This is a genomic window from Acidobacteriota bacterium, from assembly GCA_016196065.1.
Lineage (GTDB): Bacteria > Acidobacteriota > Terriglobia > Terriglobales > Acidobacteriaceae > Acidiflorens.
Window position 1 is genome coordinate 578,097 of sequence record JACPYL010000025.1, and the last position, 25,073, is coordinate 603,169.

General features: G+C 57.7%; 21 protein-coding genes. 9 read left to right on the top strand and 12 right to left on the bottom strand.

Translation table 11 applies throughout. The features are described 5' to 3' along the window. Positions 1-97 precede the first annotated feature (97 nt). From rpoN to HY010_20350, 3 genes are all read right to left on the bottom strand, one after another. Positions 98-1,912 (bottom strand): RNA polymerase factor sigma-54, encoded by a 1,815-nt coding sequence (gene rpoN, locus HY010_20340; protein MBI3478089.1) that lies wholly within the window; start codon positions 1,910-1,912, stop codon positions 98-100. A gap of 165 nt (positions 1,913-2,077) precedes the next feature. After that, entirely contained in the window at positions 2,078-2,806 is a 729-nt protein-coding gene (gene lptB / locus HY010_20345; GenBank protein ID MBI3478090.1) for an LPS export ABC transporter ATP-binding protein, read from the bottom strand. Continuing rightward, positions 2,807-5,110: a hypothetical protein gene (locus HY010_20350; protein MBI3478091.1), complete on the bottom strand. Its 2,304-nt coding sequence runs from the start codon at positions 5,108-5,110 to the stop codon at positions 2,807-2,809. Between the two features lie 292 nt (positions 5,111-5,402). Between HY010_20350 and HY010_20355 the strand changes: the two genes are divergently transcribed. Beyond that, a complete protein-coding gene (locus HY010_20355; GenBank protein ID MBI3478092.1) occupies positions 5,403-6,401 on the top strand; it encodes a hypothetical protein in 999 nt (332 codons plus the stop codon). 95 nt (positions 6,402-6,496) lie between these two features. Here the strand turns inward: HY010_20355 and HY010_20360 are convergent, their stop codons facing one another. After that, the gene (locus tag HY010_20360; GenBank protein MBI3478093.1) at positions 6,497-7,132 is read right to left on the bottom strand and encodes an RDD family protein; all 636 of its coding nucleotides are present in this window, start codon (positions 7,130-7,132) and stop codon (positions 6,497-6,499) included. A 60-nt stretch (positions 7,133-7,192) separates the two neighbouring features. After that, positions 7,193-9,100, bottom strand: coding sequence for a single-stranded-DNA-specific exonuclease RecJ (gene recJ, locus HY010_20365; GenBank protein ID MBI3478094.1), 1,908 nt, complete (start codon positions 9,098-9,100; stop codon positions 7,193-7,195). Between the two features lie 230 nt (positions 9,101-9,330). Between recJ and HY010_20370 the strand changes: the two genes are divergently transcribed. Then, positions 9,331-10,197 carry an HDOD domain-containing protein gene (locus HY010_20370; GenBank protein MBI3478095.1) on the top strand — a complete coding sequence of 289 codons (867 nt, stop codon included), beginning with the start codon at positions 9,331-9,333 and terminating at the stop codon, positions 10,195-10,197. Positions 10,198-10,223: 26 nt separating this feature from the next. Here the strand turns inward: HY010_20370 and HY010_20375 are convergent, their stop codons facing one another. Further along, positions 10,224-10,700, bottom strand: a complete 477-nt coding sequence (locus HY010_20375; protein MBI3478096.1) for a hypothetical protein — start codon at positions 10,698-10,700, stop codon at positions 10,224-10,226. Positions 10,701-10,896: 196 nt separating this feature from the next. On the opposite strand from HY010_20375, the gene HY010_20380 reads away from it, so the two are divergent. Together HY010_20380 and HY010_20385 are read left to right on the top strand one after the other, a co-directional pair. Beyond that, a complete protein-coding gene (locus tag HY010_20380; protein MBI3478097.1) occupies positions 10,897-11,175 on the top strand; it encodes a DUF507 family protein in 279 nt (92 codons plus the stop codon). Positions 11,176-11,254: 79 nt separating this feature from the next. Next, positions 11,255-11,530 carry a DUF507 family protein gene (locus tag HY010_20385; protein ID MBI3478098.1) on the top strand — a complete coding sequence of 92 codons (276 nt, stop codon included), beginning with the start codon at positions 11,255-11,257 and terminating at the stop codon, positions 11,528-11,530. Between the two features lie 125 nt (positions 11,531-11,655). Here HY010_20385 and sppA read toward each other — a convergent pair whose 3' ends face one another. The 4 genes from sppA to ilvC form a co-directional block, all read right to left on the bottom strand. Beyond that, positions 11,656-13,428 carry a signal peptide peptidase SppA gene (gene sppA, locus HY010_20390; protein ID MBI3478099.1) on the bottom strand — a complete coding sequence of 591 codons (1,773 nt, stop codon included), beginning with the start codon at positions 13,426-13,428 and terminating at the stop codon, positions 11,656-11,658. A gap of 83 nt (positions 13,429-13,511) precedes the next feature. Then, a complete protein-coding gene (gene ilvD / locus HY010_20395; protein ID MBI3478100.1) occupies positions 13,512-15,191 on the bottom strand; it encodes a dihydroxy-acid dehydratase in 1,680 nt (559 codons plus the stop codon). A 40-nt stretch (positions 15,192-15,231) separates the two neighbouring features. After that, on the bottom strand, positions 15,232-16,368 hold the full coding sequence (locus HY010_20400) for an acyltransferase (GenBank protein MBI3478101.1): 1,137 nt from the start codon (positions 16,366-16,368) through the stop codon (positions 15,232-15,234). Between the two features lie 84 nt (positions 16,369-16,452). Further along, on the bottom strand, positions 16,453-17,502 hold the full coding sequence (gene ilvC / locus HY010_20405) for a ketol-acid reductoisomerase (GenBank protein MBI3478102.1): 1,050 nt from the start codon (positions 17,500-17,502) through the stop codon (positions 16,453-16,455). 188 nt (positions 17,503-17,690) lie between these two features. Here ilvC and HY010_20410 point away from each other — a divergent pair, with 188 nt between their 5' ends. The 4 genes from HY010_20410 (at position 17,691) to HY010_20425 (ending at position 20,873) form a co-directional block, all read left to right on the top strand. Beyond that, on the top strand, positions 17,691-18,011 hold the full coding sequence (locus HY010_20410; GenBank protein ID MBI3478103.1) for a hypothetical protein: 321 nt from the start codon (positions 17,691-17,693) through the stop codon (positions 18,009-18,011). Positions 18,012-18,157: 146 nt separating this feature from the next. Further along, positions 18,158-19,672: a M20/M25/M40 family metallo-hydrolase gene (locus HY010_20415; GenBank protein MBI3478104.1), complete on the top strand. Its 1,515-nt coding sequence runs from the start codon at positions 18,158-18,160 to the stop codon at positions 19,670-19,672. A 201-nt stretch (positions 19,673-19,873) separates the two neighbouring features. Beyond that, complete coding sequence (locus tag HY010_20420; protein ID MBI3478105.1) at positions 19,874-20,461, top strand: TetR/AcrR family transcriptional regulator; 588 nt, start codon at positions 19,874-19,876, stop codon at positions 20,459-20,461. Positions 20,462-20,549: 88 nt separating this feature from the next. Further along, positions 20,550-20,873: a cupin domain-containing protein gene (locus HY010_20425; protein MBI3478106.1), complete on the top strand. Its 324-nt coding sequence runs from the start codon at positions 20,550-20,552 to the stop codon at positions 20,871-20,873. A gap of 160 nt (positions 20,874-21,033) precedes the next feature. Here HY010_20425 and HY010_20430 read toward each other — a convergent pair whose 3' ends face one another. Further along, positions 21,034-21,810, bottom strand: coding sequence for a ferredoxin--NADP reductase (locus tag HY010_20430; protein MBI3478107.1), 777 nt, complete (start codon positions 21,808-21,810; stop codon positions 21,034-21,036). Positions 21,811-22,607: 797 nt separating this feature from the next. Further along, positions 22,608-23,210 (bottom strand): UbiX family flavin prenyltransferase, encoded by a 603-nt coding sequence (locus HY010_20435; GenBank protein ID MBI3478108.1) that lies wholly within the window; start codon positions 23,208-23,210, stop codon positions 22,608-22,610. A 191-nt stretch (positions 23,211-23,401) separates the two neighbouring features. Here HY010_20435 and HY010_20440 point away from each other — a divergent pair, with 191 nt between their 5' ends. Continuing rightward, on the top strand, positions 23,402-25,048 hold the full coding sequence (locus HY010_20440; GenBank protein MBI3478109.1) for a ChaN family lipoprotein: 1,647 nt from the start codon (positions 23,402-23,404) through the stop codon (positions 25,046-25,048). The last annotated feature ends 25 nt before the right edge of the window (positions 25,049-25,073 follow it).

Here is a 25,073-nt window from a genome sequence, read left to right on the forward strand (position 1 = left end):
AGTAAAAACTATAAAGAACGGCTGCGGGCTTCGAGTCGCGAGCTTCGAGCAACCAGGTTTTTGTATGCTCGAAGCCCGTAGCTCGCGGCTCGCAGCTTCATTTTTTCACTCTTCGTTGGTGCGTACTCGGAATCTTCATATCTTCCCGGTATTTTGCCACCGTACGGCGGGTAACCTGGATTCCTTGGGATTGCAGGATGCGAGTAATCTGCTCATCGGTCAACGGACGGCTCGGATCCTCTTCTTCGATCAATTTCTTCACGCGCCGCTTCAAGATCAGCAGCGAGGTGTTGCCGCCTTCGGGGCCTTGCACGCTTTCCGAGAAGAAGTAGCGTAGTTCAAAAACGCCCTGCGGCGTATGCGCGTACTTGCTGGCTACGGCGCGGCTGACGGTTGAAGGGTGGACGCCGATTTCCTCGGCCACTTCCTTGATCATCATCGGCTTGAGTTGATCAATCCCGAGTTCCAGGAAATCCTGCTGGCGCGCGACAATCGAGTAGCAGACTTTCATGATCGTCTGCTTGCGCTGCTCGATGTTCTTGATGAGCTGGATGGCCGACTTGTAACGCTCTTTGACGTAGTTGCGCGTGTCTCGATCATTGCCGTCGCGGGTCAGCAAACGCTTGTAGGCCGGGTTCAGCCGCAACGTGGGCATGTCTTCGTCGTTCATGATGACCAGCCACTCGTCACCATGCTTGATGAAGGCGACATCCGGCTCGATCAGGCGCGCGGGAACTTTGTTGTATTGCAGGCCGGGGCGAGGATCGAGTGTCCGGACATAGTCGAGGGCGGCCGTCACCGCTTCGACGGGCCGTCCAATCGCACGACCGATCTCCTTGAATTGCTTTAACGTGACGGCGCGCAGATGCTGATCGACCACCGCCATCGCATCTTTCAAGACTTCTTCAGTGGCGGCGTGTCCGTTCATGTTGCGATGCGCCTGTAACTGCGCCAGGTGGTATTGCAACTGGCACAACAGACACTCGCGTAAATCACGGCACGCAATTCCCGGTGGATCGAACTGGCGCACAATTTCCAGCGCCTGATGCAGATCCTCTCGCGTGAAACTTGCGGGGACCGGTGCAGGCATTTGCAACGAAGCGGGTGCAGGAGCGGACATCTGCGGCTCCGGTGCCATCTGCGCCTGCGCAGCCACGCCGCTAGAAACCGGGATACTCACGGCTTCGACCACGGCGCTACTGTAATCAGAGGGTGGAACTGATGGCGTAACGTCCGGAAAATCGGGATGGTCTCCGTAGTCCAGGCCTTCGTCGCCAGATTCCAGTTCCGTGGGCACGTCGGCATCGATCCCGATTGCCTGAGCTTCTCCGACAATCTTGGCCTGGGTCTGCGCATCCACTTCCGGAGCGGCGGGCGGCGCGATCCCCAGCATTTCTTCGTCGCTGGCGATCAGGTAGCCGTCTTCGCTCAGATTGCCGATGATGACTTCAGCGGCATCATGTACGGGAGTGCTGACCGAAATTGCTCCCAGTTGCCAGAGCAGGTGGTCGGACAGGTTGCCGGGCTTGGAAAGGAAATTTTCGAACGATGGCTTCTCGATTTCTTCCATCTCGCCGCGGCTGCGATAACCGGGATCGAGGTAGTCCTGAAAGAAAGAGCCAAAATCGATTTCTTCAAAAGGGTCTTTTTTCTCGTCGGCGACGGGTTTCTCGTCGGCGGTGGCCTGAGCAGCCAGGCGGTCGCGTTCTTCTTCCTGGCGTCCGACATCATCAAGCAACGGGATGGCGTCTTCCAACTCTTCGAGAACAGGGTTCTCGACCATCTCGGCATTGATCATGTCCTTGAGCTCAAGTTTATTGAGCGCAAGCACGGAAACCATCTGCACCAGACCCGGAGTCAGGATCTGCCGCTGCGACAGTTTCACGTTCAAACGATGTTGGAGGACGACCATGTTTTTGTATACGCTGCGAGCTTCGGGCTACGAGCTTCGAGCAATTCCTCAATGGTTCGCTCGGAGCCCGTAGCTCGCCGCTCGCAGCCTCTCTTCTAACTTCTCATGCACCAAGGTCGATCCGAGTGACACGAAAGGCCAATCCGGAAACGCCTTGGTAATGCCTCATACCAAAGAAAAGCTTTCTCCCAGATACACCCGGCGCACTTCCGGGTTGCTTCCCAACTGCTCCGGCGAGCCGGAAAATGAGATCCGGCCTTCGGTGATGATGTAAGCCCGATCCGTCACCGACAGCGTCTCGCGCACGTTATGGTCGGTGATCAAGATCCCGATTCCACTGGCTCGCAGATCCGAAATGATCTTCTGCAGGTCCAGCACTGCGATCGGGTCGATGCCCGAAAACGGCTCATCCAGCAGGATGAATTTCGGGTTGATGCATAGCGACCGGGCAATCTCAACCCGGCGGCGCTCTCCGCCCGACAACGCATAACCGCGGTTTTGACGAATATGCTCCAGCCCAAGCTGGTCAATCAGCTGTTCCGCCTTCTCCCGGCGCTCATGCCAGGAAATAGGCTGGGCTTCCAGGACGGCGAGAATGTTCTCCTCAACCGTCAGCTTGCGAAACACCGAAGCTTCTTGCGGGAGATAGCTGATGCCGTACTGGCGCGCCCGTAAGTACATGGGAACGCTAGTGATATCTTCGTCGTCGTACAGCACCCTACCTGTGTCGGGAGGAATCAGGCCAACAATGGAGTAGAAGGAGGTAGTTTTTCCGGCGCCATTCGGACCCAGAAGGCCAACCACTTCACCTTGCTGAACCTGAATGCTGACACCATTCACCACCCGCCGGCCACGGTAACTTTTGCCGATTTCGTCGGTGGCCAACGTATGCATTTATCGTGCCACTCGCGTCCTGGTTGTTGTCGGGGACGTTTCTCTACCTTCAACCAGCACCCTACCATCGCCCCTGAAGAAAGTCAACGAATCGCCGGTAATCTTGCCATGTTCGGCATCAAAAATGCTAGGGGGACCACCGGTCAAAATGAACTTGTCGTCCGCGGCAATGTACTCCAACCGCTCTCCGGTGGCCGACCGCGATGGCTGCGTGATCAAAATGTTGCCGTTCGCAACGATTCGGTCGACCTGTCCCGCGGCGGGACCCTCAGTTCCAGAAGACGACTGCGCTCTCGACCGCAAAAGGACGTTCATTTGTTTCGCCGTCATCGTAACGGCGGATCCTTTGGCGGTAACGCCTCCCTCGAGCACAATTTTTCGTTCCGCATCGTTGTAAGACAGACGCGGTGAGGTTACGGCGACCGGAGTTGCTCTCCCGCTCTTGTCGATCTGCACCAGTACGGTCGAAACCAGCTGGGTAGCAGATCCCTGAGCGACCAGCGAGCGATGCTCTCGATCAAACTGGATGCTGGGAGACTGCACGACGTTCGCGTTCTGCCAAAGACGGGCACTGCCGGCGTAGGTAGCGATCGCCGGTGAACGGCGAACCGTCAGCGTCCGACTGGTGACGTGGATTGGGTCGGCCGATGCCAGCAGCGCTCCGTCGGGCTGCGCTTTCAGTTCCGAGTAGGTACTCTTCACGTCACCCTCAGCGATGGCGTCTCCGGTTGTCCGGTCCAGACGGATGACCTGCGCCGTTGTCGCCATCCCACTGTCGGCAACGCGGGGAGATCCGCTGAGCACGAGTAGCTGATCCGATGTCGTATAGGTGGCGCGCTGTCCCCAGGCCTTGCGGGTGCCATCGACATAGGCGACGCTGCCCTCCTGCGTAATGGAATTGATGCCACCGGTGGGGCGAAAGGCAACATCGAGCGAATTACTGGAGGACACGCGGTCTGGCTGACCGGTGATACTGGAAACGATTCTGGCGTCAGGCGCGCCGTGCAGGCTCGCCAGCCGGCTCTTCTCCGTGAACGCGACCGTGAATTTCTGCGCCGTGACCACGGTCCGCTGATGAGCGCCGGGCTGTGCAATCACGATCTGCGGCGGTCCACTGGTTTCCGCTAGTTTCAGTTGGCGGCCGTTCTTGAGGGTGAAGTCCATGGTTGGCGCGGTGAGTTCGATATCCTGTGAGTCGAACGCACCACTCTTCGATGCCGTCGCCTTTGAAGAAGCCGTAAGAACTGCATCGCCATTCGAACTTTTCTGCTGCGCGAGCCGGACGCCGCCCTCGGCGTGCACCGTCTGGAGAAGCTGTTGTCCGGCAAAGTGCATCGTCACGGTTCCTGCGGAAACTTCGCCAGGCTGGGATCCTTGCATCACCATTTGGACATTCCCGCTAAGAGTTGCCGTCCGCAACAGATTGCGCGGTCCGGTCAGCAGCAGGTCCGCCCGGTCAGCTTGCGAGTGAGCGTCGCCGGCTTCGGAGGAGCCGTGCAGTTCCGACTGAACGTTGCCCTGGGCGAGCACGCGGTCGACGGTGTTGTCCGGTTGCAGGAAGAACGTGGCGCGATCCGCGGAAAGTTGCTGTTCCTGGCGCGACATCTTCGGACGAGTCAACACCAGTTGCCGCGGCTGCTTGGTGATCTCGGCATGCGTGGCGGTCAGGTGCGCTTGTTGCGGACTGGCAATGTCGACCGAGATGTCAGCCAACAGATTCAGCGTGCCGGTATTCGCGACGTATTGAATACCGACGGCCGAACCCGACGCCTGCGGCGTCTGAAAGATTACTCGTCCGCTAACCGAAGCATTGCCAGTGTTGCGATTGAAGATCAACCCGCTGGCTTCGATGTGAATGGGATTCCTGGTCTCACGGGGAATGGCTTGATCGGCGGCATTCAGCCCCTCGGGGTTGGCCTCGAGATCGATTGCGACGGAACCTTTCGCAGTGACATCGCCGGATGCAGGATCAAATTCGAAGTCAGCTCCCGTGATGCGGTCGAACCGGCTGGAATCCTTACCAAACACAACGATCTTGACGTCGTGCAGTTCGGCGTGGCCGCCCTTCTTGAATTGAACAGCCTTCGAGGCACTGACCGTGAAGAGAGTCCTCCCCTCGGAGGACTTGGAGATGGAGAATCCATCCGCGGTCTGCGAGATTTCGACGCCGATTTTCTTGGGAATGTCATGCAAGGCATTCCGCACCCGCCAGCGCGCGTACCCGTACATCCCCGCGACGACTGCGATCACCAGAATCGCACCCGCCGCAAACCAACGACGCAGCCGGGAAACAGGGAGAGGCATGCGTCACTAGTGTAGCGGAAGGACAGGCGCAGGTTGTGGGACTCCATGCACCACTGCCGTGCTTGAGACGAAAGTGGCTTGCGATGGGCGGCTGACTCCGATCCGGCATTGTGCATGGTCCTCAGATCAGGGAGAATTGAGACCGCACAGTTCATGTGCGAATCGGATGAAACCTCACGAGTCAGTGCGATTTGGTCGCCGTACCACGGCTGTTTTTTTCGGCATGGCTTTTTTGTGGGTGCTGGCCGCGTCCGTTATTTTGTCGTCCGTAAGCTGCGGAGGCAATTCCGGAGTGACTGCTCCACCACCGCCACCTCCGCCTCCCAGCCAGATCCTCTCACTTTCAATGAACCCGCGCTCTATTCCACCGCCGACGCAGCAGGACGTTGATGAGGCGGTGAATCTTGCAATCGGCGCTGGCGTGAAAGGAGTCGCGCTCACCTACACCTGGAGCACGCTGGAGCCGATGCCGAACAATATCGATCTATCGCAACTTCAGGGTGCTCTGACCTATTTCAATGCCAGGAATCTCCAGATCTATCTGGGCATTCAGGTTATTAATACCGTGAAGCGCGAAGTACCTTCGGACCTGAACAACGTTGCATTCGATTCCCCGCAGATGGCGACGCGTTTTCATGCGCTTCTGGATCGCGTGCTTCCGATGCTCGGTTCCAACGCAAAATATGTTTCTATTGGAAATGAAGTGGATGGTTACCTGGCTGCGACCAATCAATGGTCAACCTACCGCACTTTCTTCGAAGACGCGGTGGCCTACATCCATGGGAAAAGGCCCGAGACGCTAGTCGGGGTGACATCGACTTTCATCGGTGCGAAATCCGGCAACCTGGCCAACGTGCAGGCATTGAATACAAAGAGCGACGTGGTCATCTTCACCTACTATCCTCTGCACGGCGATTTTCAGGTCGACGCCCCAAACGCCCCCACCACGGACTTCCCTCTCATGCTGTCCTGGACCGGCGGAAAGCCGCTAATCCTGCAGGAAGTGGGTTATCCGTCGGATGCAGTCACAGGGAGTTCTCCTGACCTCGAGGCTCAATTCGTGACTGCTGCTTTCACATCGTGGCGGGCGGGTGGAACTCGGATCCCGTTCTTCAACTATTTCATCGAACACGATTTCGATCCGGCAACCTGCATCGCATTGGGGCAGTACTACGGAATTCCCAATGATCCCGCTTTTATCGGATACCTCTGTTCTCTGGGTTTGCGCGCTGACGACGACGCAGTAAAACCGGCTTGGGACGCATTCGTAACGGGCGCAGCGAGCCACTGATAGAAGCAAGACAAATCTGCGGGGACCAACGTGGTTAAGGAGACGAGACAAGCCTCGTCTCTACGGCGAACATTCGCATGCCGGTGCTTTGCCCGCTAGCCGATCCGCACCAGCGTTCCGGCGATCATGTCATGGAGTGCCTGCTTGCGCTCCGTGAAGCCGGCAACAATGTAGCCGATGAGCAGCGTGAAGGCTGAGAGCCATTTCGCGAAATAGCGGCCCGTGGCGCGGCCGAATGAAATCCGGTTGCCGTTTAGATCGGTGACTCTCATCCCGAAGATCATTTTGCCAAGCGTGGCCTGGCGGGCAGAACTCGTCATCAGTCCCTCATACAGCCACGTACCGGCGATGCCGATGACAGCGCCGAAGAGCCCGCCGAGGATTGCTAATCCGACGTTCGACCCTCCACCGATCGCTCCTGCGGCACCGGTGATGCCGCCGATGACGAAGCTGATTGGCATCACTACGGCCTGGACAATCACGGCATCGATGATCGCGGCAACAAAGCGGATCCAAAAACCTCCATAGCGAACACCGCCCGCGGGCACAATACCCGCAAAGGGCGCGGCCTGCAAGGGCTGATAAGGATTTGCTGCCATCGGTGTCGGGGCCGCGGCGGGCGCCGTCATGGCCGGGCGCGCTGCTTGCGTCGCGGCACCACAATTCGTACAAAACTGGGCGCCTTCGGTGTTGGCCGCGCCACATTGCGTGCAATAAAAATTTCCGCTCATGGACGGGCACTATAAAGACCTGAACTGCCTCTGTAAAGATCAATTTTTGTTGAGATCGACCTAGCGGTCCAGCTTGGCACGGACCACATCCTGCAACGTCAACTCCAGGCCACCGAACTCAGGATGATCGTTCATCCCCAGCGTGTATGCGATATCGAGGTTGTCCCCGGCCAGCAATTGAAGCTGATCACAGGATTTTTTCAAACCCCACCCCATCGCCTTGAAGGTAATGTTGCGGCGCCATGACGACGCTGTCTCGGGAACAGATTCGACAACCACCGGAGCCTGTCCATTTCGTTTAGGAATTGCCGCCGAGTCAGGATGACAGCGCGGCTCAAGCGGCCGGGAGTCTCCGCCTTCATTCTGGCCGGAGTGAGCATTCCCCGGTGCTGCGGGAGCAACGCGCAGACGAACATGCTTTTCTTTCACCGCTTGCGGAGGCGCTACGAGCCGCACACTCCGAGCGATAAACACTGGCTCGGAATTGTTCATGCCAAACGGTTCCAGTAACTGCAGCGCATGATGTAATTCTGGAGTCACATTCTCGAGTGGAAGGCTGGCATCATAGTCGAGTTGCGGTTCGAAGTCCGCGAGCGTGAGACGGGCTCGGGCGTAGGCGTCGAGATGAGCGGAAAGTTTCGCGACGTTTGCAACAGGTAACCCGAAACCAACCGCATGCGCATGTCCGCCATAACGAGAAAACAGTTCATGGCAAGACTCGAGCGCATCCAGCATGTGGAAGGCAGGAATCGACCGCCCCGACCCATGCGACTCGTCTCCGTCGCGCGACAAGATCAGAGTCGGCCGGCCGTACTTTTCAACGATGCGGGTGGCCGTGATGCCGATCACGCCCCGATGCCAGCCGTCACCTTCAATGACCATGCAATACGCTTCGCGCAGCGCAGGTTCTTCTTCGAGCAGGTGCTCAATGCTTTCCAAGATGCGGCGCTCTTCGTCCTGACGTTCGGCATTGAGCTGATCCAGCCGCCCGGCGATCTCGCGGGCGCGTTCCATATCTTTCACGCTGAACAGTTCGACCACGTCGCGAGCAGCATCCATCCGTCCAGCGGCGTTGATGCGAGGGGCGATCCGGAACGCAACTTCGGTCGAAGTGAGATTTCGCCCGTCACCGAGTTTCGCGACTTCAAGCAGAGCCTTCAGACCCACATTGACCGGCGTGCGCAAACCACGAAGTCCCAGGCTGGCGAAGACGCGATTTTCGCCGAGGAGCGGGACGGCATCGGCAATGGTCGCGATGGCCACCACCTTCATAAATGACATCAACAGGCGCGCCTGATCCTTTGCATCCAGGCGGCGCTGCATCAGTCCTTGCGCAAGTTTGAAAGCGACGCCCGCGCCGCAAAGATATTTGCAGGGATAGGCGCACCCGTCCTGATTCGGATTGACTACGGCGAGCGCATGCGGAACGCCATCGGTTCCCGGCAGGTGATGATCGGTCACGATCAGGTCGACGCCTGTTCGGCGGGCAGTTTCAGCGGCGGCAAAGGCGCGAATGCCGGTGTCTACGCTGATGATGAGGCGAACGCCATCGGCGGCGGCCCGTTCGATCACTTCATCGCGCATTCCGTAGCCTTCGCGAATGCGGTGTGGGACATGAAAATCGGCGGTGCCCCCGCAAAGCTCGATCGCGGTCTTGAGGATCACGATTGCGGTGGTGCCGTCGACATCGTAGTCGCCGTAAATCAGTACTTTCTCCTTGCGCTCGACCGCAGCTTCCAGACGATCGAGTGCCACCTTCATCCCGCTCATCTGGAGCGGGTCATGCAGATGGGTGAGTTCGGGCACCAGAAAGCGCTGCGCGACTTCGGGATCGTCCAGCCCTCGCCGGACAAGCAGCTCCGACAAGACAGGAAGCGCTGCCGGCGCGATCTTCAGGCCGCTTTGGGCGAGCGCAGCACCGAGAGTTCTTGCCTTTACCGAATCGACCGGCTGCGAAATCCAACGCATAGAGTTTGGGAGCGAATCCTAGTTATCTCACAAACCGGCATGGCGTTGTCTTTGTAGAACGGTCCCGCACAGTAGGACGCGTACTTCGGTCATGCGCAGTCGAAATGCTGAGTGTCGATAGGATATGAAGTTGGAAAACTACCAAGCGGAGCTGTCTTTAATCGATCTTTAGCAGTATTTGATCGAACCGAGCAGCGGTCTTCTCGGCTAGTTCGTCAGATTTGCGTGTCATGTATATGGGAACCCTTGCTGCCAGCCGTGCGCAATCCGCCAAACCGCCGGAAATATTGTTGGCTTTAGAAAAGCTTCCTCCCTTTCCAACGGTTGCACTCCGGGCGATGAATGTCTTGTCGGGGACGGATACGTCGCTCAGCGAACTATGCGATCTGGTGCGCGCCGATCCGGTGTTTACAGGTGAAATCCTGCGAATCGCCAATTCGCCGTTGATCGCATTTTCCAAGGAAGTGACAAGCATTCTGCAGGCCTCGATGTTGCTTGGCTTCCGTCGCCTGCGCAGAGTAGTCATCACGGTCGGGCTGCGGTCCTATATGGATAAGTCCTTTACGCCCGCGCTACGATCCTGCTGGCGTCACTGCGTGGCCAGCGCAATGGTCGCGGAACGGATTGCGCGATGGAACCTGATTGACAGTGACTTCGCTTACACGGCTGGCATCCTGCACGACATTGGCCGAGTTGCACTGGCGTCGCTGCGGCCAGAGGAATATTCAGCGATGGTCGAGCGAGCGGCGGGTGATCCGAACTGGAACGCGCTGGAGCGCGAACAGGAAGTCTTCGGACTCGATCATTGCTCGGCCGGGCGCATGCTGATCCAGTCGTGGAAGCTCCCCGAGACTTTCCTCGACACTACTTGCGCTCACCACGAACCACTGTCCCGTAAGGACGACCCGGCGGAAGTAATCCGGCTTAGTTGCCTTCTAGCGGATGCACTCGGCTTCGCGGCCGTGCAGCATTGTTCCATTCGCAGTTTTGAGCAGATCCTGATTGATTTTCCGGAGAGTATCCGCAAGCACATGCTCACCAGGGACGAAATGACGGCCGAAATCGCCAAAGAAATTCAGACGATCGAATCCGCATAAGTCGATGAGAGAGAGTAAAACCGAAGCTATCGTTCGTCGTCCTGATCTGGTTCGTCAATCATGAAGCCACCGACGTCGTCGGAGAGTTCCCGCAATCGCTGGTAGTGTTCGTACCATTCTGTGCCGGCTTCGTAGACAAACATGCACCCCTGGTACGCCCATCCCAACTGGAGAAACCCGGTCTTGCCGACATAGGTTTTCAGCCAGCGTGCTTCTTCCAGATCTTCCTCGTTGCTGTACTCGCCGTCGCCGAGACGCTTCGACAAACGGTCAAGCTCGTCACGCTCGAGCACCCAGGCATGCATGGTGAGGAAAGCCGCGCCGGCAGCCTTCGCCAACTCGGCGAAATCTTTCCAACCATCGGGATTCGGACCGGAGTCCCATACGACGCAGGGAATTTCCTCCGCCTCGACATAGCCAAAGAAACGGCGCATGCCCAGACCCTCGATGAAGGCCGTCATGTCGTCTTTTACGCCGGTTAAGTCGTCAGGATGCGGAGACATCGATAGCGTCATTGTACGGCAGGGAACGGACAGGTGTCAGGTTGCACAAAGGCAAGTCAGAGGTTAGAAGTCAGATTGCAGAAGTAAAGTCTCGCGCTGTCCGCGGCGCGAATTAGTACATCCTTTCACCTCTGCAATCCGACCTCGAACCTCCGCCCTCGCTCTCCTGTGCTAAACTTTTCCTTCACACTCTGACATGCTCTTCTCCAAGGAATATGTGGGCTATCTGGCCCGCGAAGTCGCCAAGAAACTGGTTGCCAGCGGTCTCATCGAGACCAAGGCCCTGCCTGCCCTGAACGAAAAGGTGCATGCTGCCCTGCTTGATGAACTGGCGCTCGAGGACCGTATCAACGATGAAGTACGCGTGATTCTCGAGGCCTACTCTGACGAAATGCAGAAGGCCGGCGCGAACTATCAGGAAATGTTCCGCAAGGTGAAGACGGAACTGACCAAGAAATACAAAGCTATCCTGTAGCGGTCCCGATTCTCAGTGGCCGGATGCAACGGTTTTACTGAGAACCGGGAACTGAGAACTGTTATCGAGGGGTTCTGCCGTGCGATTGAGCCGCGACAAAGTCAATAAACTCGCTCATGTAGTCACCGACGCTGTCGCTGACATGGACGAAGTAGAGTTCATCGAGGACCGCAATACCGTCCGACTCGAAGTACGCAAGATTCTCGACGATCTTCTAATGCAGGAAGCCCGCATCGATCAATCTGCGCGCTTCAAGATTGAAAGCCAGCGCCGCACGATTATCGAGGGCTCCGAAGAGTGGAGCATCCTCTACCGCAAGTACTACAACGAGGAAGTGAAGAAGCTGGGAGTTTAAGACCGGTTCCCGGTTCTCAGTTCTCAGTTTCCGGTTTTCAGTTTCCCGTCTATTACCTCAGATCCTAGTTCATTCGGAATGCGGCTTTGCTCAGCACTTCCTTCCTTGCTGAGAACCGAGACTTCCTACTTTCCCGCCTCGACATCGGGCATTCTTAGAACATCCTCTTGTTCTTTCTTGCGAGTGATCCCCGCGGCATCGAGCTGGCGGGCGACGGGTTGGACTGTTTCCAGAATGCGCGCGAGGGTCTGCCCGACGGCTTCCTTGTCGCTATTGTCGGCACCTCCCCGCTGTAGCAAGCTCTGCAGGAATGTCTTCGGCTTCGGGTACTCGACGATTTTTACGTCGTCGCCTTCGGCAATGCCGGCCGCTTTCTTGGCAAGGGTGAGAGCCGTATCGAAACCGCCAAGTTCATCCACCAGTCCTAGATTCTTGGCATCCTGCCCGGACCAGATTCGTCCCTTTGCAATCTCTAGAACTCTTTCTTTGGACAGCCTTCGCCCGTCTGCAACCTTGCCGGTAAAGTCCACGTAGACACGGTCGAGCCAGGCTTCGAACCGCGCCCATTCGGCAGGCGTGTAATCCTGCGTACCGGTGAACATGGTGGCATTGTTGCCCTGATGAACCTCATCCCAGCTGAGGCCAACTTTGTCCCACAAGCCGGACGTCAGCATCTTGCCGCCGAGCACGCCGATCGACGCAGTGATCGTTCCCGGCTGCGCGACGATTTTGTCCGCGGCCATGGCAACGAAATATCCGCCGGATCCGGCGAGGTCCCCCATCGAAACAATTACGGGCTTACCGGCTTTGCGCGCGTTGACGACTTCGCGCCAGATGGTGTCGGAAGCGACGTACGAACCGCCGGGACTATCGACGCGGAACAGAATCGCTTTCACATCATTGTCAGCAACCGCCGCACGGATTGCGCCCGCAACCGTGTCGGATCCCATATTCTGGCTGCCTTGCACGGGATCGTAATCGCTCCGGCCACGGGTCACACCACCGACGCCGAAAACGAGCGCGATCTTCTTGCCTTTATCATGCGGGCGTCCGGCGCGGTCGAGATATTTCCCGAGATAAAGGAACTGCGCGCGCGCGCCTGCTTTGCTGCGGGCCTGGCTGTAAACTTCGTCGCGATACGCAACACCATCCACCAGCTTCGCCGATACGGCTTCTTTTCCCAGATAGGGTCCTGCATCCACGATGGACTGGAATTTCTCGGGCGCGATCTGGCGAGCCTGGCAGATGCCGTCTTTCATCTGGTTGAACCAGGAATTCATGATCGCCGTCATCGCCTCCTTATGCTCCGGCGTGAACTTGGTCTGGGTGTAGAAATTGAGCGCGTTCTTGTACTCGTAGCGATGATCGCCATGGAAAGTGATGCCCAACTTGCCCAGCGTCCCTTTGACGAACGGAGACTCCATGATGATGCCGGTCAATCCGATGTCGCCAGAAGGTTGCAGATAGATCTGATCGAACGAAGTAGCCAGGTAGTACGCGCCGTTGCCGGGACCGAACTCACCGAAGGTTTCGGCATAGGCAATGGCAAATTTCTTGTGCGCACGGAAGCGCCCGACGGCTTCGCGAATCTCCTGCACCTTCGCCATGCCGAGTGGAGGAGCACCGATTTTCGCGACCATGCCGACAACACGATCGTCCGTCGACGCGCGATCGATCGCGTCTACGACATCCCGCAGGGTCGTTCGCTCTCCGTTCATCAACTTGGCGGTCGGACTATCCGGAACGTCTTCGGGCAAGGCCTGTTCGAAGTTTGCTTCCAGAATGGTTTTCTCGGGGACAGTACCTTTCATCCCCAAAACCAACACGATCATGATCACCATTGTGATCAGCCACAACGCTCCCAGGATGGCAAGAAAACGGACGACTGCCTTGGACATAGGTTTCTCCTTATGCAGTAGAAGACGAGTGTAACTCGGAGAGAGGGTAGGTCGGACACTCTTGTCCCGACCTACATTCCGTGTCAGTGGCGTCCAGGGGTCGTAATCGCGCCTTCGGAGGCGGACGTAACCAGCGCAGCGTACTTCGCGAATACTCCGGTTTTGTAGCGCGGCTCAGGAGCTTTCCATTCCGCCATACGCCGGGCAATTTCGGCGTCGGAAATTTCCAGTTCCAGCTTGCGGACTTTGGTATCAATGGTGATGCGGTCCCCTTCGCGTATAGCCGCGATTGGGCCGCCCAGCGCCGCTTCTGGCGCAACGTGTCCGACCATCAGTCCGCGCGTGGCGCCGCTAAATCGTCCATCGGTGATGAGCGCGACGCTTTCGCCGAGCCCTTCGCCGACAATCGCCGCAGTCACACTCAGCATTTCGCGCATGCCCGGTCCGCCCTTCGGACCTTCATAGCGGATGACAACAACGTCCCCCGCTTTGATCTGCTTGCTGGTCACTGCCTTCATGGCGGATTCTTCCGATTCAAAAACGCGCGCTGGACCCGTATGCGATCCGCGTTCGTGGCCGCTCATCTTCACCACGCCGCCGCCCGGAGCGAGATTCCCTTTCAAAATGACCAAGCCGCCGGTCGCCTTCAACGGCTTGCTCAAGGGAGCGATGACCGCCTGGCCGGGAGTTTCCTTCGCCGCGTTCGCTTCTTCGGCAAATGTCTTTCCCGTTACCGTCATGGTTGAGCCATCGGCATGTTTGCCATCGAGCAACCGCTTGGCGATGACAGGAATGCCGCCCGCAGCATCCACGTCCGCAGCAACATATTTTCCCGCCGGCTTCAGATCGGCCAGCAGCGGAGTACGTTCACTGACGCGCTGGAAATCGTCGATCTGGAGAGGAAGGCCGATCTCGCGGGAAATCGCGAGCAAGTGAAGGACAGCATTGGTCGAGCCACCGGTCGTCGCCACGCCGGCAATCGCATTCTCAAACGCTGCGTGCGTCAGGATGTCGCTCGGCCGAATTCCTCGCTTCAATAAATTCATCACCACTTCACCGCAGCGGAACGAAACTTCGTCTTTCCGAGGATCCATCGCAGGAATGCCGTTGAAGCCCATGGGAGAAAGTCCGATCAACTCCATGACGGTGCTCATGGTGTTGGCGGTGTACTGACCACCGCATGCGCCCGCACCGGGACAGGCAACATTTTCGAGGGCGAGCAGATCCGCATCACTCATCTTGCCGGCCGCATTCGCACCAACCGCTTCGAACACATCCTGAATAGTGACGTCTTTGCCCTTGTACTTCCCGGCAGCAATGGTTCCGCCGTAAAGAACCAGGCCAGGTAGATTCATGCGAGCCAGTGCCATGGCCGCGGCTGGTATCGTCTTGTCGCAACCAACCACGCATACGGCGGCGTCGAACAACTGTCCTCGGCAGACCAGTTCGATGGAGTCGGCAATCACTTCGCGACTCACGAGCGAGGCCCGCATGCCTTCCGTGCCCATGGTCTCGCCATCGGAGATGGCGATGGTGTTGAATTCCATCGGCGTACCTCCCGCCGCGCGAATGCCTTCCTTCACCTTCGCCGACAAACGGCGCAGGTGGAAGTTGCAGGGCATGGTCTCGATCCAAGTGTTGGCGACGGCGATCAGCGGCTTTGCAAGGTCGGCATCCGTGAAGCCGATCGATTTATACATGGCGCGAGCCGGAGCCTGGTCGCGCCCATCGGTGATACTGCGACTGCGATGTTTGAGGTCCATGGATTAGTCCTAGATTTAGAAATTGCTTCTTAAAAAACTTTCAGACTGTTTCGAGCGACTCGCGCTGTTGATCAGTCACCGGCAAAGGCTGGATTCGATTTGCTGTCCCGGAAACAAATTTCGATTTCAAGCGCAGGATGGGCGACTCGAAATATCTCCAGGAAAGCGCGGCGAGAATATAGGTCACAGCGAAACTTCCCGTTACCTGCAGAATCCGGTTCAACGCCCAGTGACTCACTAGAATATCTGCAAACACGGTCCGGAAAACTTTAATCACGAACAAATGCAGCAGGTAGAACATATAGCTCACGGTTCCCAACTTCAGCAGTGCTCGTGACCGAAGTATCCTGCAAACAAAAGTGTTTCCGCCCGAGCGATCCAGCACGTAAGCAAGCGCCAGAGTCATTGTGAATGCGATCACGGTGTAGCCGCAAACGGAGAACCAAGGGTTGCGTTGTGGGTCAGCGACAAAAAGCAACATCAGGGAAGATGAAACCATCCCTATGCCAAATAAATATCCCAACTTTGCAGGCATGCGGAACCGGCCGCGGTACACGGCGAAAAGAGCACCGAAGGCAAGGGAGTCCATTCTGGCGGGGAAAAAATAGTATTCGGTCCGGTTACCCGGGGTATGCACATAGTATCTGACGGCAGGGGCAAGCAGGATAATCGCGAATAGCAAAATACCCAAATGCTCTCTCTTTATGAAACGGACAGCCGGCGCCCACAGCAGATAAAACAACTCCTCGATGGAAAGCGACCAAGTGACTTCGATGGCGCGCGCCGGATCAGGCAGCCTTGCAAAAGCTCCCGGGAACCAAGGTAGCGTCGCGACCAGACTCGTTCCATAAAATGCCAATGCTCCCCACAGCCGCCAGGAAAAATGGTAGCTGCCTGCCAACGCCGCGCAAGAGATACAAATCAAGAAAAAGGCGTAGTAGGGCGGAAAGATGCGCAGCGTACGCCGCATGTAGAAATTCTTGAAGTAGTGGGGATCATCGCGCATTTCAAGCAGGATCGTGGTAATCAGATAGCCCGAGATCACGAAAAACAGGTCTACGCCGATCCAGCCTGCACCGGTAATTCTCACAATGGCAGGAAAGCCGAAGACGTGATGCACGAAGACGGAAAGAGCCGCCAGGGCACGCAGGCCGTCTATCTCAGAGACTCTTTCCATGGGAGGGATTCAGCAGCGCGATTCCGTCCCAGATTGTAGCAAGTAGCGCACTTCACGGTTGCAAACGTGAAGTGCCGAATCGATTTACGCGTTGACGGCCGCGGGCGCTGGAGTTTTCTCCGCTTCCGTACCTTTCTTCTTTTCCGCGGGCAGCCATGACATCATGGCGCGCAGTTGCTCGCCCACTTTTTCGATGGGGTGCTGCTTTGCTTTCTCGCGGAGCGCGGCGAATTTCTTGCCGCCAGCTTTGTTTTCGGCGAGCCACTCTTCGGCGAAGGTGCCGTCCTGGATGCGGGCGAGGATTCCCTTCATTCGAATTTTCGCAGCATCGTCGACGACGATTCCACCGCGCGTCAGATCGCCATACTCGGCGGTGTTCGAGATCGAATAGCGCATGCGGCTGAAACCGCCTTCGTAAATCAGGTCAACAATGAGCTTCATTTCGTGAACGCACTCGAAGTAGGCGATCTCCGGAGCGTACCCGGCTTCTACGAGCGTCTCGAAGCCCGCTTGCATCAGCGAAGTCAATCCGCCGCAGAGAACCGATTGCTCGCCAAACAGATCGCTTTCGGTTTCTTCTTTGAAAGTCGTTTGCAGCACGCCGGCGCGCGTCGATCCGATGCCGTGGCCGTAGCAGAGCGCGTATTCGTGAGCGCGGCCGCTGGCGTCCTGATGAATGGCTAGCAGCGCGGGCACGCCTCCACCCTGCGCATAGACGCGGCGGACGAGGTGGCCGGGGCCCTTGGGCGCGATCATGACGACGTCCACGTCTTTCGGAGGATCGATCGCCTTGAAATGAATACTGAAGCCGTGCGAGAAGCCGAGGATCTTTCCCTTGGTGAGGTGCGGCTTGATCGCGGACTCGTAGAAGTCAGCCTGGGTCTCGTCGGGAGTGAGAATCTGAATGTAGTCGGCGCGCTTAGCCGCCTCGGCGGGAGCGAGGACGGTCATGCCGTCGGCACGCGCCTGCTTGGCGGAACCGCGCTCGGGATCGAGGCCGATGATGACGTCATATCCGCTGTCGCGCAGGTTCTGCGCCTGGGCATGTCCCTGGGATCCGTAGCCGAAGACAGCAATGGTTTTGCCTTTGAGGGCGGAAGGGTTGGCGTCGTTCTGATAGAAAACTGTGGCCACGGTTAAGACTCCTTAAAGAAGTGCTGGGCGAACAAGGTAGACCGACCGGTCGGTCGGCATCGCTTAATGCTATGTGTTCGATGCCTTTGGTGTCAACCCCGATCTGAGTCTCCCAAAGCACCGGAGAGATCGCGACCTATACGCTTTATCAGGTTCAGACTCGAAGCTGAGAAATCGAATCACTCCAGATGAAATTCACCCCCGCTCCATTCTTCGGGAGCGACATCGGCGACAGTCTCCGTAAAGTCCCAGCGGTGACCATAAAAATCCTGCGCGTTGTATTGGCGCTCGCCATAGGAGTGGTCTACGGGCTCGGTCAGTATGATCGCTCCGTTCTGTCGCGCGCGCTCGCGGTGACCCTTGGCATCTTCGATGCGAACCTGAATCACGTGCGAGTGGTTGGGAATCGCGCTGCCTTCCGCGATAGTGACGCAACCGTTCCCCACCTTCATCTGGACGCGGTGATTGGCGATGCGGAGGCGGATGGAGAAGCCAAACGCCCTGGATAGCCAATCGGCCGCTGCGCACGGATCGGGGTAGATGAGCACAGGAATTACGACACAAGGTGGCACGGATCGGTTGGGCCGCATTCGGGCACTTTACGTTTTTCTCGCCCGGTGGACAAGCTGTCTTTCTTCGCGATACCCTCCTCGCCATGACTGAACGCAATATGGACCGACGAACTTTTGTATGGGGTGTAACCGCTACCGCCGCTGCGTTGACTTCCGCTCAACTAAGTTTTGCTGCCTCGTCCGACCTGGATCCGATCTTCAAGGAAGTCGAGAAGCGTCATGATGAATCCGTGAAACGCCTGCAGACATGGATCCGCCAGCCATCGATTGCCGCGGAGAATCGCGAGGTCAACGAAGGTTGCGAGCTGACCATGCAGATGCTGCGCGATGCCGGATTCCAGTCCGTTAACAAAGTTCCTACCGACGGACAACCCGGTATTTTTGCCACGCTCGACGCGGGCGCTCCCAAAACGCTCGGCGTTTATTTCATGTATGACGTGAAGCAGGTGAATCCCGCGGAATGGTCGTCACCGCCGTGGGATGCGGCCTTGGTCGATAAGCCCGGGGTGGGCAAAGTTGTTGTCGGACGCGGCGCGGTCAACCAGAAGGGGCCGGAAGCTACATTCCTCGCGGCCTTGCATGCCATTCGCGGCGCGGGACGAAAGCTGCCCGTCAACCTGGTGCTGGTTGCCGAGGGAGAAGAAGAAATCGGTTCACCGCACTTTGCGCAAATCGTACGCCGTCCGGAAGTGATTGCAGCACTCAAGAAATCAGAAGGAATCTTCCTCCCCGACGCGGCGCAGGATCTCGATGGCAGCATCGTCATGGACCTGGGCGCAAAAGGCGTCGTGGAACTGGAACTGGTCTCGAGCGGCGAGAAGTGGGGACGCGGGCCGGCGGCTGATCTACACTCCAGCGAAAAGGCTCGCGTGGATAGTCCTGCATGGCACCTGGTGAAGGCGCTCAATACGCTGGTGTCGGCGGATGGCAACACGCCGGCGGTTCCGGGATTCGCCGACAAAGCGCGGCCGCTCTCCGCAGCCGAAAAAGCGATGATCGAAGTTGCAGCCAAGCGCATGAACGAAGAAACCGACATGAAGCAGATGGGAGTGAAGCATTGGATCGGCGACGTCGGCTATCGCGAATCGCTTGAGATGCTGATGTCGCGGCCCACCATCAACATCGAAGGGCTGGTCGGCGGTTACACCGGACAGGGCGGCAAGACGATTCTTCCGCACCGAGCGGTGGCGAAGATCGATCTGCGCCTGGTGCCGGACATGACCGCCCTCGAAGCGCTGGCTTCGTTGAAAGCCCATCTTGCGAAGCAGGGATTCGGCGACATCGAAGTCAACATGACAGGCGGATACGATCCGAACAGCACGTCGGCCGACGCACCGATCATCAAGAAAGAACTGGAAACCTATCGGCGCGCCGGAATCGATCCGATCGTCATGCCGCGCAGCGCCGGATCATGGCCAGGCTACGTTTTCACCGGCGCCCCCTTGAACCTCCCGGCAGGCGGCTTCGGATTGGGCCATGGCAACGGCGCCCATGCTCCAAATGAATACTTCTTGATCGAGTCGTCCAATCCCAAGGTGCAGGGGATGGATGGCGCGGTACGGTCCTACGTCGAGTTCTTGTACGCGATGGCGGGATAGAGCGGAGCTGCAGTTTTTTCGAATGAGTAAAGGTCTACGCCCAACCACGAAGGGCACCAAGGTTACACGAAGGCTGGCTTGGCGATTTCCTTCGTGATCCTTCGTGCAACCTTGGTGCCCTTCGTGGTCAACGCTTCACTGCCCGCAACATCCAGTTGGATGACTTTGCCTGCTCCGCATTCCGCGATACCATGTTGAGGAATGCACCGCGAAGCGACCGTCGAACCCCGTCAGGAAATTCTGCGCGCCGCCGCCCGATTATTTCAGCAGCAGGGGTACGATGCCACGTCGATGAACGATGTGGCGGCCGCGCTCAAGCTCTCTAAAGGCGGCCTTTACCATCACTTCCAGTCCAAGGACGAGATCCTGTTCCACATCATGTCGCATGCCATGGACATCACCGAGGAACGGGTGATCAATACGGCGCGGCGAGTCGAAGGGGCGGAAGAGCGGCTGCGCACGCTAATCCGTTTGCATATTGAAGTCGTGATCAGTGAAGAAGATCGCGAGATCACGGTGATGCTGCACGAGAATCATCCGCTGCCGGCTCCGTTTCGGCGCAAGATCAACGCTCGCAAGAAAGACTACGTCCACTTCGTCGAAAATTTGATTACCGACGTGCAGCGGCAGCGCGGCTCAGCCTCGCAAGTCACGCCGCGCGCCGCCGCCTTCGCGTTGCTGGGAATGGTCAACTGGATCTACCAATGGTACAAGCCTGATGGCCCGCTCACCGGAGATGTGATCGTCCGTCAATTCACGGATATATTTTTCCGCGGAGCAGTGGCGTAGGAAAACAGTTCTCAGTTCCCGGTTCTCAGTAGAGCCAATCCGTAGAGACGCGGCTTGCCGCGTCTCCGGCATTGGAAAGACTCCAGCCATGAATCATTTCTTTCACATCAACGAACTCAACGCAGAGCGTGCCGAAAAGGGAAAGCTCTACCTGGAGTTTCTGCGCGTGCCGGCGATGAGCGCCGGGGTGTACGTGCTTCCCAAGGGCGGTAGGGATCCTCAGAAACCGCATCGCGAAGATGAAATGTATTTCGTGGTTCGCGGACGCGCGCGCATGCAGATTGGCGTCGAGCATGCTGAGGTGCGCGCAGGGTCGGTCATCTTCGTGGAAGCGGAAGCGGAACACAAGTTCTACGACATCCAGGAAGAATTGGAAGTATTGGTGTTCTTCGCGCCGGCCGAGCAGGAGTGACAGCGTCTAGTCAGTTCCTGCTTTTGGGCGGCGCAGCGGTTCGCCGCTGCGATCCCCGTTAAGTAGTCTGGACCTCGGGCTGAAGCCCGTCATCTGGAGTGACTGTTATCGCAGCGGTAAACCGCTGCGCCACCCAAAAACAACCAGCCACGTGAAGTGATTAAGTCGCGGCCTTTTCTGGAATCCAGTAAATCTCTTCCTTGAGATGTTCCTTTTGAAAGCCAGCGCGTTTCAGGATTCCCTTGCCATTCTCAACCATGTCCGGGTGCCCACACAGATAGGCCGTGCTGTTCTGCGCCGTGCATCCCCATTGATCGGTGTATTTGCGGATCAGTTCATCCACACGTCCAACTTCGCCTTTCCAGTCGGCGTCCTCCCAGGGACGACTCACGGTCGGGATGTACGTCAGCCAAGGCACTTCCTGCGCGAAGCTTGCCAACTCGCTGCGGTACCCGAATTCCCACGAGCGGCTGGCACCATTGACCACGAATAATTTGTGGTCGCCTTTGAACTTGCCGTCTTTCCAGTCTTTAAAGAGCGTTCTCACATAGCTCACGAAAGGCGCGATGCCGGTGACGGTACAGAGCAACAAGTGATGGTTGCGTTCGGGATTCGAGGTGTCCATCGTGAAACGGCCCTTGGGAACCTTGCGCATCATGACTTCGTCGCCGAGGTGCAGCAAATGCAGCGGAGGCGTGGTCGCGCCATGGGGCACGAGTTCGAAGAAAAACTCCACTTCGCGCTCGTGGGGGGAAGACACGATGGAGTACGGACGCTCCAGGCGCCGTCCTTCCACGTCGAAGCCTTCCACGCCGAGCGTGGCATATTGGCCGGGCTGAAAGGGAAAGGCTGCGCCTGGGTCGATGCGGATCATCCAAAGGTCGTGCGCGAACTCCGCTCGCGCCGTGATGCGGGCCCGGAAATGCTTGTCGCTCATAGGAGAAGGTCTCGAAACAAGGTGTCAGGTCTCAGGTGTTAGGTTTTAGGAAGTCAACCGCCTGGCCGGTAATGTTAACTCAAAAAGCGGGTGTCAGGTGTCAGGTTCTTAGGTCTCAGGATACCGGTCCGAAGGTCTTCCTGATACCTAAGAACCTAACACCTGACACCTGCTCTCAAAAGAACAGCCCGCAAGCTTTGCAGCCTGCGGGCTGTCCGGTGGACTGGTTGGGATTGACTGAGGCGGTCACTCTCGTGGCCCCCCGCTCATTCCGGTACCCGGAGCAGCTTGCGCCGGGTGGATCAGCCCATACTCACGGATTGTTTGCGAGAGAGGTCTCTGCTTTCCCCGACCAAAGGGTCTACAGAAACTCCCCATAGAATTAGAGCAACCGCTCTAAGTCTCAGCCACCTCACCTGGTCTGGAACAACAATGTGCATCTGAACTTTGCATCCGACCACCTCCTTTCCGGTGTAAGCGCAGATTACAAAAAAACGTCGTTGCGAGTCAACGGCACAAGGGTGGGGTTCCATGGAAGGCAACAGAAAAACAGGGGTTAGGTGTCAGGGATTAGGTGTCAGGAACAGCGAAATCGAATCCGCTGTACATGCACAGCAGGCATCTACCTTTGGTGCTGTCGTCTCCCTAGACTGATAAGACCCTGCAAAGAGCGGGACGGCTTCCCCCTAAGTCATAGATCTTTAGACCAGTTCTCGGTTCCCAGTTCTCAGTTCTCAGAAAACCTTGGCGGTATGCGCTTTCACTGAGAACTGAGAACCGGGAACTGAGAACTCACTTCAGCCTTTCCACTGGAACGCGTCCTTCTGCGGGAGTCCGATGTGAGCTAGAACGCGATTCGCGAACTCGTGCGCCATGGTCTCGACGCTAGTCGGACGGTTATAGAAGGCCGGGATGAGCGGAAAGATCGTCGCCCCTGCGTCCGCTGCTAGGGACATGTTGCGGATGTGGATCTTGTTGAGCGGCGTTTCGCGCACGCACAACACCAGCGGCCGGCGCTCTTTCAGGGACACATCGGCAGCGCGCTCGATCAGGTGCAAAGCAATGCCGTTGGCGATGCGGCCCAGAGTACCGACGCTGCAAGGAATCACGACCATCGCGTCCGAAGGATACGACCCGCTGGCGACGTTGGCGCCGATATCGGAATTGGACTGATGGTGAATCTTCTCCGACGGTGTGCCGATGATCTGACGTAGCAGGTCAGAACGGCCTTCGATTCCAAGTTCCTCGGCAATGACGCGCAAGGCGCTGCCGGAAGCGATGAAATTAACGGTCTTGACCCGGTCATCGCGTTCGACAGTCAGCAGTAAGTGCTTCAGGAACAACGCCCCACTGGCGCCGGTGGTGGCAACGGTAAGGTTTTCCGGCGGCGAAAGATACAAGATTCCCCCCTGTGGCGAAGGCCACTGATTGCATCGAAGTTGAGCATAGGGACCGGCCGGGCTTTCAGTCAAGGCAGGACGCGAGTGGAAAAAGTGCGGAGTAGAGACGGGGCTTGCCCCGTCTCCGCCGCAATCGGAGATGGCGCTGCACACGGAGACGCGGCAAGCCGCATCTCTACTAGAAAATTGATATGGCGACGCAAGGGATATTGCGGTCACGGCGGAGTGCGGCGCAGCTTCATGCGCTGGTCGGGGTGGAGCGCGAAATCCGCTCTTACGATCATGCCGGCGGACGCAAATATCTTCGCGACTTCCGCGACGCTTACCAGTCCTACCAGGAGATCCTTACGCCAGAGCAGGTTCGCGACGAGATCGCGGGCTCCGAGATTGCGCTGGTTGCCGACTATCACGCATTACCGAGTTCGCAGCGCTTTCTCGCTTCGTTGATGCGCGATCCGGAAGTAAACCGGCGTCCACTGGTATTGGGAGTGGAGACGATTTTTTCCCGCGACCAGCACATTGTCGACGAATGGTGGCGCGGCGAGATCGAGGAAGCGGAGTTTCGCGAGCGCGTCCGCTTCGACTTCGACTGGGGATACGACTGGGTTCCGTTTTACGAATTGCTCTCCGCGGCCCGCGACCATGCGATCGGCGTTTACGGACTCGACTGCATGCCACGCGAAGACCTGCGAAAGATCAACGCGCGCGACCGTCACGCCGCCGACAAGATTGCTGAAATTCACGCGCGTCATCCCGATGCGCTTGTGCTGGTGTTGTTCGGGGAATCGCATCTGGCGCCGCGGCATCTGCCGGCGCAGGTTAGGGAGCGTCTTCCGAATGCACGCGTGATTACGGCGCTGCAAAACGTGGACGCGCTCTACTGGCGGGCTGCGGGCGAGCCATCCGATCACGTGGAAGCGGTGCGCGTTGCCGACGACGTGGTCTGCGTCTTCAACGCGACGCCGCTGGAAAAATACGAGAACTACCGGCTTTACCTCAATCGCTGGGGACGAAATGAACAAGGCGCGATTGATCTGGGACCCACCGTTTACAACCTGATCGACGGACTGGTGCGATTTCTCGGCATCAATCTATATTCGCCGCACAACACAACGCAGCCACGCCTGCTGGTCGACTTGATGCCGGAAGTCTATTCCCGCAACTCGGACAGTCTTTTGCGACGACTTCTGTCACGTAAAGGGTTTTCGGCCAGTGAGCGCAAGGCCATGTTGCAGCGCGTGCACGATCGAGGCAGCGCATACCTGGCGCCGCTCAACGCCTTCTATATTCGTAAGTTCCACATGATGACCGGTGCGGAAGATGCCGCACGGTTCCTGCACCATGCCTGCCGCGGCCTGCCAGATCGCGTCAACGGAAAAGTTCCCGAGCCGCGCGCGCCACATGATGCCTTCTTTGCCGCAACGCTGGAAAATGCTCTCGCTTGTTTTGGATCGCGCATTCTCTATCCCGCACGCCCGGCGTTTCGTGACGCGGACTTGCGGGCGCTCTATGATTTGACTCGCGAAGATCTCGAGCAACAGACTTCCCTGCCTTACTCGGATGCCGTGGAAATTATCGATTTCGTTGCCTGGCATCGCGAGTCAGGACGCCCCGATCGTGCGGCCGCTCCCGACTGGTCACGCGCCCTGTCATTCAGCGGACGCAAACGGGAATACGTTACGCAACAACTGGGATGCCTGCTGGGAAACGACCTCTACGATGCTTACCTGGAAGGAACCATCAGTGCTCCCTTGCTGCGGAGGCTGTTCCTGGAACACCTTGAAGCCCCTGGCGCCGCCCAGCTGGCCTACGCGAATCTAAACCAGCGCCTGCGGTGAAAAGGTTTTGATTTTCCGCTCTGTG

What these genes read in the sequence shown, in the direction of transcription:
- rpoN (MBI3478089.1), bottom strand. Translation starts at nt 1,912, where the DNA reads ATGGTCGTCCTCCAACATCGTTTGAACGTGAAACTGTCGCAGCGGCAG.
- lptB (MBI3478090.1), bottom strand. Translation starts at nt 2,806, where the DNA reads ATGCATACGTTGGCCACCGACGAAATCGGCAAAAGTTACCGTGGCCGG.
- HY010_20350 (MBI3478091.1), bottom strand. Translation starts at nt 5,110, where the DNA reads ATGCCTCTCCCTGTTTCCCGGCTGCGTCGTTGGTTTGCGGCGGGTGCG.
- HY010_20360 (MBI3478093.1), bottom strand. Translation starts at nt 7,132, where the DNA reads ATGAGCGGAAATTTTTATTGCACGCAATGTGGCGCGGCCAACACCGAA.
- recJ (MBI3478094.1), bottom strand. Translation starts at nt 9,100, where the DNA reads ATGCGTTGGATTTCGCAGCCGGTCGATTCGGTAAAGGCAAGAACTCTC.
- HY010_20370 (MBI3478095.1), top strand. Translation starts at nt 9,331, where the DNA reads ATGTATATGGGAACCCTTGCTGCCAGCCGTGCGCAATCCGCCAAACCG.
- HY010_20375 (MBI3478096.1), bottom strand. Translation starts at nt 10,700, where the DNA reads ATGTCTCCGCATCCTGACGACTTAACCGGCGTAAAAGACGACATGACG.
- HY010_20380 (MBI3478097.1), top strand. Translation starts at nt 10,897, where the DNA reads ATGCTCTTCTCCAAGGAATATGTGGGCTATCTGGCCCGCGAAGTCGCC.
- sppA (MBI3478099.1), bottom strand. Translation starts at nt 13,428, where the DNA reads ATGTCCAAGGCAGTCGTCCGTTTTCTTGCCATCCTGGGAGCGTTGTGG.
- ilvD (MBI3478100.1), bottom strand. Translation starts at nt 15,191, where the DNA reads ATGGACCTCAAACATCGCAGTCGCAGTATCACCGATGGGCGCGACCAG.
- HY010_20400 (MBI3478101.1), bottom strand. Translation starts at nt 16,368, where the DNA reads ATGGAAAGAGTCTCTGAGATAGACGGCCTGCGTGCCCTGGCGGCTCTT.
- HY010_20410 (MBI3478103.1), top strand. Translation starts at nt 17,691, where the DNA reads ATGAAATTCACCCCCGCTCCATTCTTCGGGAGCGACATCGGCGACAGT.
- HY010_20415 (MBI3478104.1), top strand. Translation starts at nt 18,158, where the DNA reads ATGACTGAACGCAATATGGACCGACGAACTTTTGTATGGGGTGTAACC.
- HY010_20420 (MBI3478105.1), top strand. Translation starts at nt 19,874, where the DNA reads ATGCACCGCGAAGCGACCGTCGAACCCCGTCAGGAAATTCTGCGCGCC.
- HY010_20425 (MBI3478106.1), top strand. Translation starts at nt 20,550, where the DNA reads ATGAATCATTTCTTTCACATCAACGAACTCAACGCAGAGCGTGCCGAA.
- HY010_20430 (MBI3478107.1), bottom strand. Translation starts at nt 21,810, where the DNA reads ATGAGCGACAAGCATTTCCGGGCCCGCATCACGGCGCGAGCGGAGTTC.
- HY010_20440 (MBI3478109.1), top strand. Translation starts at nt 23,402, where the DNA reads ATGGCGACGCAAGGGATATTGCGGTCACGGCGGAGTGCGGCGCAGCTT.